Annotated in this window: 13 protein-coding genes; 6 read left to right on the top strand and 7 right to left on the bottom strand. The window is 42.6% G+C overall.

The window, feature by feature from the left end:
- Positions 1–62 precede the first annotated feature (62 nt).
- The 4 genes from C9991_RS12370 to C9991_RS12355 all read left to right on the top strand — a co-directional run bounded on the left by C9991_RS12370 (position 63) and on the right by C9991_RS12355 (position 4,145).
- The gene (locus C9991_RS12370; protein WP_106812852.1) at positions 63–1,115 is read left to right on the top strand and encodes a zinc-dependent alcohol dehydrogenase; all 1,053 of its coding nucleotides are present in this window, start codon (positions 63–65) and stop codon (positions 1,113–1,115) included.
- 272 nt (positions 1,116–1,387) lie between these two features.
- Complete coding sequence (gene gluP / locus C9991_RS12365) at positions 1,388–2,590, top strand: glucose/galactose MFS transporter (protein WP_232823348.1); 1,203 nt, start codon at positions 1,388–1,390, stop codon at positions 2,588–2,590.
- Between the two features lie 395 nt (positions 2,591–2,985).
- Positions 2,986–3,717 carry a hypothetical protein gene (locus C9991_RS12360; RefSeq protein ID WP_106812851.1) on the top strand — a complete coding sequence of 244 codons (732 nt, stop codon included), beginning with the start codon at positions 2,986–2,988 and terminating at the stop codon, positions 3,715–3,717.
- Between the two features lie 41 nt (positions 3,718–3,758).
- Positions 3,759–4,145, top strand: a complete 387-nt coding sequence (locus C9991_RS12355) for a VOC family protein (RefSeq protein ID WP_106812850.1) — start codon at positions 3,759–3,761, stop codon at positions 4,143–4,145.
- A gap of 157 nt (positions 4,146–4,302) precedes the next feature.
- Here C9991_RS12355 and C9991_RS12350 read toward each other — a convergent pair whose 3' ends face one another.
- From C9991_RS12350 to C9991_RS12340, 3 genes are all read right to left on the bottom strand, one after another.
- Positions 4,303–4,584: a heavy-metal-associated domain-containing protein gene (locus C9991_RS12350; RefSeq protein ID WP_106812849.1), complete on the bottom strand. Its 282-nt coding sequence runs from the start codon at positions 4,582–4,584 to the stop codon at positions 4,303–4,305.
- Between the two features lie 153 nt (positions 4,585–4,737).
- The gene (locus C9991_RS12345) at positions 4,738–6,723 is read right to left on the bottom strand and encodes a TonB-dependent receptor plug domain-containing protein (protein ID WP_106812848.1); all 1,986 of its coding nucleotides are present in this window, start codon (positions 6,721–6,723) and stop codon (positions 4,738–4,740) included.
- A 40-nt stretch (positions 6,724–6,763) separates the two neighbouring features.
- On the bottom strand, positions 6,764–7,318 hold the full coding sequence (locus tag C9991_RS12340; protein WP_198643815.1) for a helix-turn-helix domain-containing protein: 555 nt from the start codon (positions 7,316–7,318) through the stop codon (positions 6,764–6,766).
- 145 nt (positions 7,319–7,463) lie between these two features.
- Between C9991_RS12340 and C9991_RS12335 the strand changes: the two genes are divergently transcribed.
- Positions 7,464–9,026, top strand: a complete 1,563-nt coding sequence (locus tag C9991_RS12335; protein WP_106812847.1) for an ATP-binding protein — start codon at positions 7,464–7,466, stop codon at positions 9,024–9,026.
- A 70-nt stretch (positions 9,027–9,096) separates the two neighbouring features.
- Here the strand turns inward: C9991_RS12335 and C9991_RS12330 are convergent, their stop codons facing one another.
- From C9991_RS12330 to C9991_RS12315, 4 genes are all read right to left on the bottom strand, one after another.
- Positions 9,097–10,977: a hypothetical protein gene (locus C9991_RS12330; protein WP_106812846.1), complete on the bottom strand. Its 1,881-nt coding sequence runs from the start codon at positions 10,975–10,977 to the stop codon at positions 9,097–9,099.
- A gap of 32 nt (positions 10,978–11,009) precedes the next feature.
- Entirely contained in the window at positions 11,010–12,608 is a 1,599-nt protein-coding gene (locus tag C9991_RS12325) for a hypothetical protein (protein WP_157949465.1), read from the bottom strand.
- Between the two features lie 679 nt (positions 12,609–13,287).
- Complete coding sequence (locus tag C9991_RS12320; RefSeq protein WP_106812844.1) at positions 13,288–15,447, bottom strand: TonB-dependent receptor; 2,160 nt, start codon at positions 15,445–15,447, stop codon at positions 13,288–13,290.
- Between the two features lie 85 nt (positions 15,448–15,532).
- Positions 15,533–15,889, bottom strand: a complete 357-nt coding sequence (locus tag C9991_RS12315) for a DUF2946 family protein (RefSeq protein ID WP_106812843.1) — start codon at positions 15,887–15,889, stop codon at positions 15,533–15,535.
- Between the two features lie 324 nt (positions 15,890–16,213).
- Here C9991_RS12315 and C9991_RS12310 point away from each other — a divergent pair, with 324 nt between their 5' ends.
- Entirely contained in the window at positions 16,214–16,639 is a 426-nt protein-coding gene (locus C9991_RS12310) for an Hsp20/alpha crystallin family protein (protein ID WP_308240889.1), read from the top strand.
- The last annotated feature ends 137 nt before the right edge of the window (positions 16,640–16,776 follow it).

Below are 16,776 nucleotides of genomic sequence, written 5' to 3'. Positions count from 1 at the left end.
AGGGTAAAAAGGAGAAACTTAAATAAACAAGAATTATAAAGAATCCATAAAACATTACAACTATGAGACAAGCAATATTAGTAGCACCCAAGCACATTGAGTTCAAAGAAGTGGCAGCACCCAAGGCAGAAGACCTTAAGGAACACCAGATACTCGTCAACATCAAGCGCATCGGCATCTGCGGCAGCGAGATTCACTCTTACCACGGACTCCATCCTGCCACATTCTATCCTGTTGTACAGGGACATGAATATTCAGCAGTAGTTGTTGCATGCGGCAGCAAAGTGACTGTTTGCAAGCCTGGCGATAACATCACAGCACGCCCACAACTGGTTTGCGGGGAATGCAACCCTTGCAAGCGTGGACAATATAATGTATGCGAGCATTTGCGTGTGCAGGCATTCCAGGCCGACGGTTGCGCTCAAGACTACTTCATTATCGACGACGACCGTGTGGTTAAATTGCCCGAAGGAATGAGTCTCGACTATGGAGCTATGATTGAACCATCGGCAGTAGGCGCACATGCAAGCAACCGCACCGACGTGAAAGGCAAGAACGTTGTGGTAAGCGGAGCGGGAACTATCGGCAATCTTGTGGCTCAGTTCTGCAAGGCTCGCGGTGCAAAGCGAGTACTTATAACAGACGTTAGCGACCTTAGACTTGCCAAAGCTCGCGAGTGTGGCATTGCCGACACACTCAATATCACAAAGCGACCATTGAAGGAAGCTGCCAAAGAGCTTTTCGGCGACGAAGGCTATCAGGTAGGCTTCGAGGTAGCTGGCGTTGAGTCTTCAATACGCTCGCTTATGGAGACCATCGAGAAAGGTAGCGACATCGTTGTTGTGGCTGTCTTTGCCAAGGATCCTGCTCTTAGCATGTTCCATCTTGGCGAGCATGAGCTGCGACTCATAGGCTCGATGATGTATCGCCACGAGGACTATCAGACAGCCATCGACTATGTATCGCGTGGCATTGTCAATCTTGAGCCTCTCGTAAGCAACCGCTTTGCCTTCGAGGAATACGATGATGCCTACAAGTATATCGACACTCATCGCGAGACTTCAATGAAGGTTATTATTGACCTTGAGAAGAAGCCTGAGGCCAACAAAGAGTAATCACACGCTCTTGGGAATAAGACAGGAAACATAATAGCTAATAGGTCTAAGCGTAGATTAGTTTTCAGGATAGCTGATTAGTAGAAAAAAGTAGTTGCAAAAAGCGATAAGCCCGACAAGAAGTGAACAAATGCGTCACTCTTGTCGGGTTTTTGCTTGACATAAAGTATAAAAAACAATCAATTTATAAACTACATAATCATTATAATAAAAAATGTGTAACTTTGCAACATATTTTTAGAACCAGATATTCAACTAATTTTAATAGATCTATGGCACAAGAATCAAACAAGAACTTCGCCATACCATTGGCGTTTGTAGGTCTGATGTTCTTTACATTAGGTTTTGCGTTAGGCATCAACTCTTTTCTTATACCCGTATTGAAAGAGTCGCTTAATTTGTCTTCGGGAGTGGCCTACCTGCTGTTGGCAGCCACATTCATTCCGTTTATTCTCTTCGGCTATCCAGCCTCGCGCACCATTGCAGCTATTGGCTACAAGCGTACTATGGCCATTTCGTTTGTCATCTTTGCCTTGGCTTTTGTAGTGTTCCTGCAGTCGGCCAAGAACGAGAGTTTTGTACAATTTCTTGTAGCTTCGTTCGTTAGCGGTACAGCCAACGCCTATCTGCAGGCATCGGTAAATCCATACATTACAATACTTGGACCTATCGACAGCGCAGCACGCCGCATTAGTATGATGGGCATCTGCAACAAGCTTGCCTGGCCTGTAGCTCCGCTGTTCTTTGCAGCCGTAGTTCCCGACAGCACCAATGTGCAGATAGCCGATCTCTACTTGCCATTCTATATTATTATAGGTGTGTTTGTATTGCTGAGCATCATTTCGCTTATTGCTCCGCTGCCTGAGGTAAAAGCTACTGGTGAGGACGAAAGCTCAGCCGATGATTGTCCTTATGCGGCAAGCAAGACATCTATATGGCAATTTCCACATTTGTTGCTTGGTGTTTTGGCCTTGTTTGTTTATGTAGGTGTAGAGACACTTGCACTAAGTACAGCCATTGACTATGCCACGGCAGTAGGTCTGCCCTCGCCCGACCGTTATGCATGGATACCAAGTATAGGTATGGTAGTAGGATATATTTGCGGCATTGTGCTTATTCCTAAATACTTGTCGCAGGATGGCGCCATGCGCATATGTGCTTCGTTAGGTGTAGTAGGTTCGCTACTCATTGTGCTCTTGCCTGCTCAGATATCTATTTGGTCTATTTTCCTTATGGCTCTTGGATGCTCGTTGCTTTGGCCCTCGCTGTGGCCGTTGGCAATGGCCGACCTCGGACGCTTTACCAAATCAGGCAGCGCCTTGCTTACTATGGCCATTGCCGGAGGAGCTGTGGTGCCGACATTGTTTGGCACACTTAAAGACTCGTTTGGTGCACAGAATGCCTATTGGCTCGCTGTGCCTTGCTTCCTGTTCATATTCTATTATGGACTGGCTGGACACAAGATCAGAAAATGATTTGGGCTTATCCTATATTTTGAGTGATACTACAGCTACATCTACACAGCAATTTGTGTATTTGACAGCAAGCAAATACACATTTGATAGCAAGCAAATATACATTTGATAGCAAGCATAGATACATTTGACAGCAAGCATAGATACATTTGACAGCAAGCATAGTATATTTATACATAACTTGAAATATCGGATAAATCATTATTTACACCTATATCATTTGATATGAAAGATTGTGTCGATTGATATAAAAATCATTGGGAACGTTTGCGCAAATTGGGAACGATTGCGGTAACGTTCCCAAGAAACAAGGACGTTTTTTTGTTTGTCACCTATTTGGGATGACGTAAATTTGCAAGCGTAAAGAATTAATAATAAAAACCTAAACCTTGCAAATGAAAAGAATCACCACATCACTCATTGCCTCGGCAATATGCCTGACGGCTTCAGCACAAATCCACCTTACTGCCGACTTGCAGAACAATCATCTGTGGCGAGGCATGGAAGTGGCTGACGGTTGCCTTATACTTACCGACCTTGGCTATACGTTTGCCAATGGACACATGACCATTGGTCTGTGGGGAGGCACAAATACTCAAGGCTCATATAAGGAGTTCAACCATTACATCACGCTGCGTACGGGCGGACTGGAGTTTTCGGCTATGGACACCTACAACTTCTCGCCAGGAGCAACGTATAACAATAGGCAGTATTTCAATTATTCGGCACATGAGACGGGACGATTCCTCAACTGCACGCTGAATTACCGTTTCCAACAGCCTCGGTTTCCATTGCTGCTCAGTTGGTCGACAATAATGTTCGGACGCGACCGCTCGGCCGACAACAAAGAGCAGAAATACACCACCTTCGTTTATGCCGAATATCCTATATACAAGAAAGATGGTTGGCAAGTTGATGCTGGAGTGGGAGGAGCTTTTGCCTTGAACAAGGCTGGCGAGAAACAAAACTTCTACGGCAACACATCTGGCATCGTGCATACTCAACTGAAAGTGAGCCACGACCTGAAGATAGGCTCCTACACCCTGCCCGTGCATGCCATGGGATTGTGGAACCCGCAGTCGCAGAAGGCTTACTTCCAAATAGGAGCACAAATTGTCAACCTATAGAACATACTTTGAAAATAACTATATAAAATCCATAAAACATTATGAATATCAAAGATTTCACAACAGGTGTTCAGCACATTGGTATCCCCACAAACAATATTGAGGAAACTATCAACTTCTATCTCACTCTCGGCTTTACAACAGCCTTGCGCTCCATCAACGGCACAGAGGAGGTTGCATTTCTTCAACTCCACAATCTCGTGATAGAGACTTATCAGAACCGTCAGGCTGCTATGGCATACGGAGCCATCGACCACATTGCCATCGACGTGAAGAATATCGACGAGCTTTTTAAAGTAGTGCAGCGTGCCGGACTAAAAATGCTTGACACACAAGTAAATGGTTTGCCATTTTGGGAGAATGGTGTAAAGTTCTTCACTATTGAGGGACCTAACAAGGAAAAGATAGAGTTCTGCGAGAGACTCTGATTAGTTGAGAATTGAGAATTGAGAGTTGAGAATTGAAAGTTATGATATGCTTTAACATTAAATGTTTAGCATGGTAATCATAACTCTCAACTTTCAACTCTCAATTCTCAACTTGAATAAACTCTCAACTCTCAATTCTCAACTCTCAACTGGATATTTACTTTTTCTTTATCTCATACCCAATTTTCTTGAAAGCCTCAACATAGTCGTCGTATTTGGCTTTCTTGCAGTCGTAGACAATAGTAACCTTTTGGTCTTCTACAGAGGTATCTATTTTCTTTGTACCCTTTACGAAGCGAATGTTGCTCTTGATTTTCTTCTCACAGTTCTGGCAGTGCATCTGCGGCTGAGTTGTTACTACCAATGTGTCGGCTGCTGTCTTGGCAAATGTGTTGCCAGCTACTACAAGCATAAATGCTACTAAAAGATTCTTTTTCATAATAATCCTTGTTTTATAATGTTTGTTACTGAATTTTCGCAAGTTCAGAAGTTATAGAATTTAAAGTCATATGCCTTACAGCTGAATATTCAGCAAAAAAAGAGTAATGGCTATAAATTCTATAACTTCTTTAACTTCTCTAACTTCTCAAAATTATAACTTCTCTAATTTAAATCTAATACCTACATAAGCCATTGCTCCTGTGACAGGTCCCCACACCTGAGTAGCATCAAATGCCGCACTCCATGGATGATGGGAGTGGAGAATAGGATTGTCTATCTTATAGTTGGTAAGGTTCTCGCCACCTAAGTATAGGCTGAAGTTGTGGAACTCTCGTGTCACTTGCGCCTGCAACTGTAAGTAGGCTGGATAGCTACTTTGGTCGTAAAGCTCGCCACCACCATTAAGCTGACCAGTTACGTCGAATTGCCAAAGCTCGAGTGGTGTCTTATACGAGAGAGTGAGCAATCCTTTATAGCGTGATGTGAGAGGCTTCGGGCGTAGCACACCATCATAGGTACATTTAACATCGTTAAGACGGAAGGCTGCAGTGGCAGACATTCCATTAAACAATGAGTATGTTGCATCCACCTGGAATGTGTGGCTATAGCTCTTGCCGTCGAGATTCTCAAACGAGAGTGTATGATTGCCCTTAGCTCCATCGAAGTTCATTATCATCTGATGCTTGAAGTCGGTGTAGTAATACTCCGCATTCAGCTCAAGATTCTTGCCAAATAGAGGAATGTTGAAGCCCAAAGAAGCTCCCATATTCCAAGCTTCCTCCTGCTTAAGGTCGGAATCGATGATAATCTCTCTGCCACTTGCCAATAGCGTGACGTTCTCTGCCAAGGCATGTGGCGAACGGTAGCCCTTGCCTACCGAAGTGCGTAGCGTAACAATATTGGATGGAGAGTACTTGATGTGCAGACGTGGAGTGAAGAAACTACCGTAAATACTTGAATGATCCCAACGCACGCCTGGCATAACAGTAAGCGTCTCGCCCAACTTGTATGTATATTGGGCATACAGGCCAGGAGTGGTTTCCTTTGTCACCTTGCTTTCTGCTTTAGGCAATGTTCCTAATGGGTTGAAGCGTTCGTCATAATAGTCGTGGTTGAGCGACGCTCCCACACTAATATTATGCTTCTCCGTAATATCAGTCTCAAACATCAGTTGGGCGTAACCATTCTTCTGAGTGACATCATATTGTGTCTTTCCAAACATATTGTCGGCATCATGCCATGAGCCATGCAGCATCAAGGCTATTGACGTATTGTGGTCGGCATTAAGGGTAAAACCGTTTTTCCATTGCATCTCATAGCGGTTGGTCTTTACCGATGTTGAGTAGAGAGGTTCCGACGAAGAGGCTGCCATATGCTTACGGCTTTGTCCGCCTTCACGCTCGTCGTGCAAGCCACGCAACATCAACTGACTAATCCATCGTGGCGACACATACGCCCATCTATGCATTAAGTTATACTGTCGCAACTTTGGCATATCCATGAATCCGTCGCCATTGCCATCATGATCCATCTGACGGTTCTCGAAGTGAAGAAGAGTTGCGGTAGAAAGACGGTCGTTGAGATGAATGCTTCCATCGAGGTTTACCTCTGTCTTCAGTTCGCTATCCTGATAAACATTCGCACGCACGCCATCTGTGCCTTGTGGCTTGAGAAACTCAATATTTATCTGACCCGTAGTGCTCTCATATCCGTTCTTAACGCTCGAAGCACCCTTGCTCACCTGTATCGACTGCATCCAAGGACCAGGCACATAGCCTAAGCTATAAGGCAAGGAAGCTCCACGCAGATTAGGAATATTCTCTGTGAGCATCTGCACATAAGTGCCACTAAGTCCAAGCAGTTTTATCTGCTTAGCTCCAGTAGCAGCATCGCTATAGCTTACGTCAACAGAAGGATTGGTAGTGAACGACTCTCCAAGGTTGCAGCAAGCAGCACGTATCAGTTGTCCTTGTCCTATTATGTCGGCGTTATCCACTCTGTATTTCGACTTAATGCCATTAGTGGCTTTCACCGTCACATTCTTCAATTCGTGTGTACTGGCTATGCTATCTGTCTGCGCAGACATCTGCTGCGTCAGAAATGCAAATCCCAATAAACTAAAAAATGTTTTTATCATAAACTGAATATTATATACAATCTTTAAACCTTATTATTTTTTACAATGCATCCAAGGACACTCTGTCGTGATTTTCAAGTTCTCGAAATACCTTTGGGGTCATGCCCGTCACTTGCTTGAACTGCGAGGAAAGGTGTGCCGGCGAACTATAGCCAAGCCTATAGGCAATCTCGCTTGTGGCGAGCTGACTGTAGCACAGAAGTTCCTTGGCATATTCTATTCGATGCAGAATAGCGAACCGCTCGATGGTGATGCCTCGCACTTCAGAGAAAAGTTTGCTTAATGTGCTGTAGTCCTTGTTGAGATGACACGACAGATAATCGGACAGTTTAGGACGCTCCTCATTCATTCTTACCCATTGCTGTACGGCTATGCGTATCTGTTCCACCAACTGCGATCGTGGGTCGTCAAGCAACTCAAAGCCTATGCCTTGCAATTTGCCTGCAAGGGAAGTACGTTGCTCGTCAATAAGGTCTTCTTCAATCTCTGCCTCACCCAAACTTATTGATTTCACTGTCAGACCTTCGGACACAAGAATGTCCTTGGCAGCCGAGATACAGCGTGGACAAACCATATTCTTTATCAATAGCTTCATCGGTGTATATATTTATCTGTTTTTATTACGATGCAAAGATATAGATTTTCAATAAATTATTTATACAAAATTAGGGAGAATGCTTACAGATTTTTATATTGTCATTTTTTTTATTTACCTTTGCAATAAACAAAAAGGGAATATTATGGCAATAAAACTATATCCTTTAGGCATACAGACTTTCGAGCGAATACGCAAGGAAGACCGACTGTATATCGACAAGACAGAATACATCTATCGCATGACACATAGCGACAGCGTATATTGCTTTCTGAGCCGTCCAAGACGGTTCGGCAAATCATTGTTTGTAACTACGCTAAAAAGCTACTTCGAGGGAAAGAAGGATTTGTTCAAGGGACTTGCCATTGAAAAACTTGAGAAAGAATGGACGGAATATCCCGTGCTGCACTTCGACATGAGCGGAGGCAAACACATGGAGAAAGAACAACTTGAGCGATATCTCTGTTTTATCATTGAAGAGAACGAGCACAAATACGGCATTGTGAACAGCGGTTTGTCTGACCCGAACGTGAGACTTAACGCTCTTATCAATTCCATTTATGCAAAGACAGGCAAACAGATTGTTGTTCTCATTGATGAGTATGACGCTCCTATGCTTGATGTCGCTCACGAAGACAAACAATTAGATATTTTGCGCAACATCATGCGCAACTTCTATAGCCCTCTAAAGAAGTGTGAGTCGCTACTGCGTTTTGTGTTTCTCACGGGCATCACCAAGTTCTCGCAAGTGAGCATTTTCAGTGAGTTGAACAACATCAAAAACATATCCATGGACGAAGAGTATGCTGGCATCTGCGGCATAACTGAGGATGAAATGCTCGCACAAATGTCTGAAGACATAGATATGCTTGCTAAGACACAAGATTTAACAAGAGAGGCAACCGTAGCCAAGCTCAAGGAATATTACGATGGCTACCATTTCTCCAAGGTTTCTCCTGACATCTTTAATCCATACAGTTTGCTCAACTGTTTTGCTGATAAAAATTTCGGTGCCTATTGGTTTAGCTCTGGCACACCCACTTATCTCATCAACATGCTGAATAGGTTTGATGTACTGCCAGCAACCATCGCTCCTACTGAAGCTCTGTCTTCTGCGTTCGATGCACCTACAGAGAAGATGACTTCCATCACACCCCTACTCTACCAGAGTGGGTACGTCACTATCAAGGACTACGACAAGGACACACAACTCTATACTCTCGACATTCCCAACAAGGAAATTAGAGTGGGACTATTCAATAGTCTATTGCCCAATTATGTCAACGGCACACAAGCTCAACAAGGCGGTGTGACCATAACCAAAATGGCCTCGCTTATAAGACGTAGAGATATGGACGGTGCTTTGCAACTCCTGCAAGACTACTTCGAAACATTGCCCTACTGCAATGTGACCAACTATGAGGGTCATTACCAGCAGATGCTGTATATCATCTTCACTCTCCTCACTGGCTTTGTGGTGGACGTAGAGGTGCATACTCCAAAGGGCAGAGTAGACATGGTTCTGCTCACCAACACCGACCTCTATCTCTTGGAATTGAAACTCAACAAGAGTGCGCAAGCTGCCATGCGACAAATCAACCTGAAGAATTATCACCGGCGATTTGCATTAAGCGGCAAACCTATTACCAAGGTTGGAATAAACTTCGACAGCACGAAGGGGAATATAGAAGATTGGATAATAGAGTAACCAGGATATTAAATGCAAACAGTGCCGATCCTTTAATTAGGACCAGCACTGTTTTTTAAAGTTCACCCCGTTACGGAAACATAATTGTTTTCACTTCCACATTTCCGTTTTTCACGTTTTTCCTTATTACAATACCCTTTAACAGTTTGTCTATTTTTACTCCTGACAAATTGTAATATTCTGTTTTCTCAATATTAGAATCGTTTTCAACACCTGCGATTCCAGTAGTTGATGTCTGAACCTTTACCTTATGTGAGTTGACAACCCTGCCTGTTTCGTTTTCAATAAGAAGAGCTACTATGCTAAGTTTGTCGTTATTTTGAGCCAGTCGTTTGCCACTGTTAGGTCCGTATGTGCAGAAACACTCGTCAAGATAAAATTTGAACGATGTCTTATAATCAATATAATTGTCCGCATCATTTGGAATTGTCAGAACAGCACCTGAAGAAACAGGCGAGTAACTCGAATTGGCAATAGCGATGTCGTCGTATACCATGTCCCTGATGTTTTCATCCATCTCTACATATTTTACCATGCCTGGAGCAGACTCATAATCGTACATCATCGAGTAATAATTCAACTGTTCCCAATCCTCACCGCTACCTTTCAGTCCGTCGGCTACAAGCACGAATTCCACCCTATAGGTCTTTGACTTGTCAACATCAACAAACTTAATCGTGGCATTGGCATCCACACAATCACCGTAGCCAGCTTTAAGCACGGCTTCGGCCTTAACATCCGCCATAGCAAAACTGTCAACCATCAATGCCCAATCTTTATCAAAGGCAAACTCAGTTTTCACACCTTTCGAACCACTATAAACATCTGTCATATAACGACGCTCGATCCAAGTAGTTGGCAAGAATTCGGATGTAGGATTTGGCAACTGCTCTTCTGCAATAATGTGCATACCATCAAGTATATGATAAGAGTATGATACAAAATCAGGATGCTTCTCTTTCATAATCTCTACAGCTGCTATAGCACGCGGACAATATCCACCCCAAACTGCCATATAGTTCTCTACAACAGGACGGTGCACGGGTATGAACTCAAACAATCCTACCGATACTGAGCCTTCTACCAACGAGCCATTATCCTTGTCATTCACCTTTGTCACCATTACCTTCATATCATACTTACCGGTAAAATCAAACGGTCCGACAGGCAAGCTGACAGGAACAGAACTGTTGAACTTCGACGGAAGAGGTTCAGGCAACTCATAATGTCCGTTGAAAGTCTTACCATTAAGTTCATATACATAGTCGATTGATTTGATGTCGGACTTACCTTTATTGACAAGAGTTGCATTAAGAGTCTTCGCAGAATGCCATGCTGCATGGAAATCTTTTGGCAAAAGCAATCTGGCAGCATCATCAACAAAATCACCATCAAACGTAACCGTCATAGCCGACACCATATTCAATGACTCAGAAAGCGACATCCAAGAGCGGTAGCTTCTTGACGTATGGACATACAAACCGTTTGAATTAGTTTCATTAAACACACTCACCGGTTGTGCAGACCCATTCTGATTGTCAGCCAATGTGAACGAATAACCCACATAAACGCCATTTGATGGAAGAGAATATTTCTCTGGCAACACAGCTGTCAACTTACCATCCTCCATCACTGCGTCAACAGTCATGATGTCCGCATCATTAACCTTCTTTCCATTTTCAATGGTTTTCAACTTCAACTCTGTAGACAACCATACCTTGACATCCATAGCGTTAGCCACATTAAATGGAACCGACACTGATCTAATGTTTCTACCTGCCAGATAAGCATCATCCACCTTTATTGCCACATCATAGGTTTCCGTCTTAGACGTTCCCCAAAACTGCAATGCGGAGTTGTCCTTTCCGTAACTAAAATTCAATATATTGCCTGCCTTAGCCTGAACAGCAAAAACGAGGCATAATATCGTCAATGCTAATGATTTCTTCATAAGGTATTTTTTTTACATAATCAGACAACTTGCTATTTCACAATCTTAGTGGTTTTGACATCACCATTATCATAGATGACCTTCTTAAGCATCACTCCATTGACTGGTTTTGCCAAACGATGTCCATTCAAATCATAGAATTCCACTCTCTTGACACCAGTGGCTACAGAACCCACCTTGTCAACACCAGTTGTACTGTCGCCAGTATTGTATACTATGTTTGAATATGCCTTTTCACCATTAATGGTAATTATAGACTGAGCACCCATCTTTGAGAATCCCTGTGAATAGAAGAATACTGTATGAGTGATGCCGTCAATGAAGAAATCAAAATCGTCCTTATATGTAAAAGGCACCTCTGTCATCTCTTCTGGAATAAAGAAATATTCATCCTTCATGAAGGTAAACAACTCGTCGTCGAAATAGATGCTATACTTCATGCAGTCAGCAGGTATAATATTACCCTCAACATCCTCACGTGGAATGTCAAACTGATACATACCATAGCCATCAGAAGGATTATATGGCTTGTAGTATACGAAAACAGGGTCGAGAGGCTTGCAAGGAGCAACCAATTCTTTCTGATATTTAAAAGTAGGCGCATCAATACGGTCTGCGATAATACGGTCTTCCTTGCCTCCCATCAAAAGCAACAGTGAATCTGACGACATAACCTTCTTTTCGGCATCATATCTGAAAGGCAGACTCTTCATCAAGTGAATAACCTCCTCGTCCTGATATGTTTTTTCATTGTATACTGTATCAACACTTCCCATTCCGAGATACAGATGATATTCTGAAATAAGAGTGTCAGCACCTAGATATTGTCCTTTCTCAAAAACAACAGTACCATTGTCTGTGATGCTTCCCTTGACATAACTTTCAGGCAAAGCCACACTAAGTCCTTTCACATAAACATCATTGTTGTCGAAAGCAACATAGATATCAGTATCATTATAGCCATTCCACAACATTTTCCACTTCTCAGGAACTGCAGTCTGTGGGAGCTCCACCTTCTTATCAGTCACTGGCGAGAAAAGCATCTCATAATCGCCATAATATGCCCAAGCACCCTTATCATCAACCAAACCGAGCAGCACATTATCGTCTAATTGCTTAATAGAACCATCATCCTGCACCTTCAACTTTATTTCGTTACAAGATGTATCTACACAATAATTGTTTCCCGCTTCATTAAGGACCATTCTTTGTACATAATATTTCTTGTAGTATCCATAATCGTCCACTAATCCAAGAAGCTGCGGAGTCTTTATAGTGATGATATTATCTGCCACATCACCTACAATATATGTATCGGTTATGAATCTTGAAATTGGATTCTGAATGTAAACCTTATTGTCGTCAGTAAAAACTATACATGTAGCCGAACCATCAGAGCGTGTAAGAATTGTCTGATAACTATTATCATAAAATGAGCGTCCAGTGCGATAATAGATGTCCGACTTACCTTCAGGTGCAGTTGTCAAAAATTCGTCTGAGGCAACTTTTTTCACTTTCATTGCGTTTTTAGCATGATGCCCAAACACAACTTCGTTAGGTTTCATCACATTCTGCGCGAAAAGGGCAGTTACAGACATCACCATAAACATAAAAGATAAAAATTTCTTCATAATGGTTTTGTTTAAGTTTTACCAATAAAGTTCACATTTGTGCAAAATATGCTTCTATTGGCTTTATTGATTATATCACTGAAACGGACAACACTTGCACTTTTTCCACCACACGTAGCAGATTATGCCGCCATCAAATTCTTATCAAACATCGTATAATATCAACAGTTTTCAACTCTACGATTTGGTTTTTATTCAAAAAGAGTATTATATATTTTGCAAAGTAACATCTTTTTTTACATACCGCAAACATTTTTCTTATATTTTTTCCATTTTAATTCATATTTATCAACAAAAACGGCATTTTAAATATAAAAATAAGCAAAACAGAACAATATGAAATCTTATCTATTTATTACGTTTCTTATGGTTATTATTTGTTTTGTAGATTTAGGCCGAGCGTAAGCCGTTCAATCTCATAATATCTTCTTATTTTTCATACAGTCCTATCGGCAACCTGTCGGGGTCGTTGAAGAACACAAAACAACAGTCAGCCTTCCACGAGGCGTGTTCCTTACAATAATACCCACTAACGATTCTTAATTCGAGCACATCGATATAGAATTGCTTCGACCGTTTTATATGCCTTTGCCGATAATGAGCATCGGCTCATAAAAAATCCCCGACAAACTATGTATACAGTTTGTCGGAGATTTTAATAAGGTTATGATGCAAAATACTACAAGCTAATAGGCACAACTACTTTAACCGTAAAGTTGCGCCCCATATTGAACACTCCCATTCTGCCAGTCGCCTTGTTTACATCAAAATACTTCAATCTACTCAGATGATTCTGATAAGCACGGTTAGTGATATTCTCGCATGATGCATACACAGAGGCTATGCGTCTGCCATGGCTCTTTATATCTGTTCCTGCATATAGGTTTAGCAGTGTATACGATGGTGTGGACGTCTCTGTTCCACCTGCTGCATAGTAGTGATTCTGACGAAGATTACAGTCTACAGCCAACTTAACATACATATGGTCAAACGTCCTGCCATCGCACATTATCTCGTAACGCACATCGCCAAGCCATCGAGGTGCTGGAGTAAAAGGCAGATACTTGGCATCACTTTGCTGATGAAGCTGCACGGCATTGACATACGAGAAGCTATTGCCTATATGTAATCTTTCTAACGGATGAACATCCACATACACTTCGCCACCCATAAGACGAGCATCGCCCGAAGTAAACTTATAAGTATCAGAGCCATCAGTTATCACATTATTACCATTACTGTCGACAAGTCGGGTACTAAAGATATAGTTGCTGATACGATTGGCAAATAGTGACAGCTGTGCAGACACAATTTGCGAAGTATAGTCGAATCCAAGATCAAGCTGACAACTCTGTTCGGGCTTCAATGCTGTATTGCCTATCTCATAACGCTGTGTTCCCTCGTGCTCGCCATTCGATGCCAACTCACTAATATTTGGCGCACGGAAGCCGCACGACACATTTGCCTTGAAATTAAGATTGGGCAACAGCTCATAAGCCATTCCTAAACTACCAGAGAACCCATCAAATCCTCGGCTAAAGTTTTTGAAACGCTCCACCCTATCGGCATTGTCGTTATCATTGTCTTCAACAAGCGCATCGCCATGCAGATGACGATGGTCGTAGCGCACACCGCCACTAAGATTCATCTTATTAATAGAGCAAGTTGCTGTGGCAAACAAGCCATAATCAAACAGACGATAATCCGGAATGAGAAACTCGGAGCCTTTATTTACCGACTCTTGCCACATACCATTTATGCCAGTGGCTATCTTCCATGCTCCAAGCATTGGCGAAGTGTAATGCAAGTCGTAGTTTACGGTGTGGAGCATAAGGTCAAGACCACATTCGTCTCGCGACTCCTCAAACTCCTGTCTACGGTTTTGTTGATAAGCAGCAAGCAATTTTATGTTGCCCTCGCCTACATACCACATATTGTCGAGCACAGCCTTGTAGTGGTGGATTTGCTGAAAAGGCAGAGAACGACCGTAACTCTTGGGATTGAAACCATCGGGCATTGCAAGATTGCCCGTCTCCTCATCTCGTTCGCCCTCAACAATGCCTGGCGTAAAATGATAATAATCGAGCGTAAGATGAGTGTGCCCGCCATTATGATTCCATCCAAGCATCTGCGTGAACGACTGTTCGCGATAGGCTGAGCCATATACATATCCGTCATACCTATTTTTATAAGCATGAGCCATCTTGCCACTATATCGCGAATTCCACACAAAACCTTGCTTATTGCCGGCAAAGTTAAGCGAATAATCAAAGAGTCCGTTGTTCGACTGATAACCACTCATTACATTGGCCCCCATCTCGCCCATCGGCAATACCGGCGCACTATTGAACACTATAACACCAGCCAAAGCATCAGAGCCATACATCAAGCTTGCAGGACCTTTGAGTATCTCTACCGAATGAACAGAAGCCGCATCAATCTCTACTCCATGCTCATCGCCCCATTGCTGACCTTCTTGACGAATACCGTCATTTACTACAACCACACGATTATAGCCCATTCCTCGTATTACAGGTTTGGAAATACCGCTACCAGTGGTTATCTGCGACACTCCCGGTTGACGGCTTATGGCATCAATGATATTTGTGGAAGGTTGGGATTCAAGTTGTTTTGGCGACACAACACTTATAGGCGAAGCCGATGTTACAAGCTTTTGTTGCCCTGTTAGTCCGGTTACCACAACCTCATTTAGCTTTACATTAGTTTCTGTCAATGGCTGATGATGTGTTGAATCAGCTTCTTCTGTCATAGCCATAGAGGGGACTGTTGCCGACGAGCATACGCCCATCAGTAACAATGATTTATATATTGTCTTCATTTATTTTATTCTTATTGTTGGAGTTTCTTTGGAAAATAATCCAAGGGTTACAACAATAACGTCGCAACCACTATTTAATATGTATTTACCAACAATAAGGCGGTGCTCTCGTGCTTCTTACGCTCACGTTCCTCAGCCTTACCTTTGGGCAATGCACAAGAACTGTGAGCCTCTTCACAACAGCGACAGTTACCAACATAGCCACTACTGGCACAAGATATGATGTGCTCTGAAACTGACAGAGCACACAATCGTGCGTAAGAGTCTGGCTTGAGGCAATATGTCCGCTGTGATGCACATGATGCAGACAATCCTGACAACAAGACACAACAGCATATTCCTCCACCTTATTATTATGATGGTGGAAGCTTACCATCACCAACATTGGCAAGTACACCAATATCAGCAACCATGCAAAGCGAACGTGTCTTCTGTTTATCATTTTGAGTGCAAAGGTATTATTTTTACACTCAATACCAATATTTTCCGTGTTAAATAATAAATACAATCTTTAAACATGACAATTTAACACACTTATCTGACAAATTTGGTTAAAATGTCAACTTGACATTGTCTAAATGCGGTTGGCACATTAGTTGAATAATGACATAATGAAAGCCGAAACCAATAGAGGCAAGCGGCAAGAACAAGATTATTAACAAAACTGAAATCCCGACGGAACCTCAGGGCGAAGAGAGGACGAGAAAAATAAAAATGGAGGTATTTCATTATGTTGTTAGTTCGCAGAAATAATTATTCAAATTGGTTGAACGATTGGTTTGACAACAGTTTCTTCAACACTGAGGAAGTTCCGCAGACACGCACTACAGCTCCTGCCATCAATGTGAAAGAGACGTGTGATGAATATATAATGGAGGTGGCTGTGCCTGGACTTAAGAAGGAATGGGTGCGCATCAACGTCACAAATGAGGGTCTGCTTCACATGGCTATCGAGAACAAGATGGAACACAAGGAAGAAAACAAGGAGTGTAGTTGCAACAAAGAGAGGCATGAACGCTACTTGCGCCATGAGTTCTACTATGGCAACTACGAGCAGAGCTACACTCTTCCCGACGAGGTGGAGCGCGACAATATATCAGCAAGCGTTGCCGACGGCATCCTTACCATTGTGATTCCTAAGACAACACCCGAGAAGGAAGCAAAGGTTATGAAGAACATTGAGGTGAAATAACGTTTCTATTAATCGAGTAGGAGGAAAACGAAGCAGTTTTCTTCCTACTTTCGTTTTCCGACCTCTCACACCACCGTACGTGCGGTTCCGCATACGGCGGTTCCTATTTTGGATACCATTCGAGATACGCCTCCATT

The organism is Prevotella merdae, from assembly GCF_900290275.1.
Lineage (GTDB): Bacteria > Bacteroidota > Bacteroidia > Bacteroidales > Bacteroidaceae > Prevotella > Prevotella merdae.
Note: the sequence above shows the minus strand (reverse complement) of the source record. Positions and strands in the feature narration are given on the sequence as shown.

Coding starts and splice junctions, on each gene's coding strand:
- C9991_RS12370 (WP_106812852.1), top strand. CDS start 63: ATGAGACAAGCAATATTAGTAGCACCCAAGCACATTGAGTTCAAAGAA.
- gluP (WP_232823348.1), top strand. CDS start 1,388: ATGGCACAAGAATCAAACAAGAACTTCGCCATACCATTGGCGTTTGTA.
- C9991_RS12360 (WP_106812851.1), top strand. CDS start 2,986: ATGAAAAGAATCACCACATCACTCATTGCCTCGGCAATATGCCTGACG.
- C9991_RS12355 (WP_106812850.1), top strand. CDS start 3,759: ATGAATATCAAAGATTTCACAACAGGTGTTCAGCACATTGGTATCCCC.
- C9991_RS12350 (WP_106812849.1), bottom strand. CDS start 4,584: ATGAAAAAGAATCTTTTAGTAGCATTTATGCTTGTAGTAGCTGGCAAC.
- C9991_RS12345 (WP_106812848.1), bottom strand. CDS start 6,723: ATGATAAAAACATTTTTTAGTTTATTGGGATTTGCATTTCTGACGCAG.
- C9991_RS12340 (WP_198643815.1), bottom strand. CDS start 7,318: ATGAAGCTATTGATAAAGAATATGGTTTGTCCACGCTGTATCTCGGCT.
- C9991_RS12335 (WP_106812847.1), top strand. CDS start 7,464: ATGGCAATAAAACTATATCCTTTAGGCATACAGACTTTCGAGCGAATA.
- C9991_RS12330 (WP_106812846.1), bottom strand. CDS start 10,977: ATGAAGAAATCATTAGCATTGACGATATTATGCCTCGTTTTTGCTGTT.
- C9991_RS12325 (WP_157949465.1), bottom strand. CDS start 12,608: ATGAAGAAATTTTTATCTTTTATGTTTATGGTGATGTCTGTAACTGCC.
- C9991_RS12320 (WP_106812844.1), bottom strand. CDS start 15,447: ATGAAGACAATATATAAATCATTGTTACTGATGGGCGTATGCTCGTCG.
- C9991_RS12315 (WP_106812843.1), bottom strand. CDS start 15,889: ATGATAAACAGAAGACACGTTCGCTTTGCATGGTTGCTGATATTGGTG.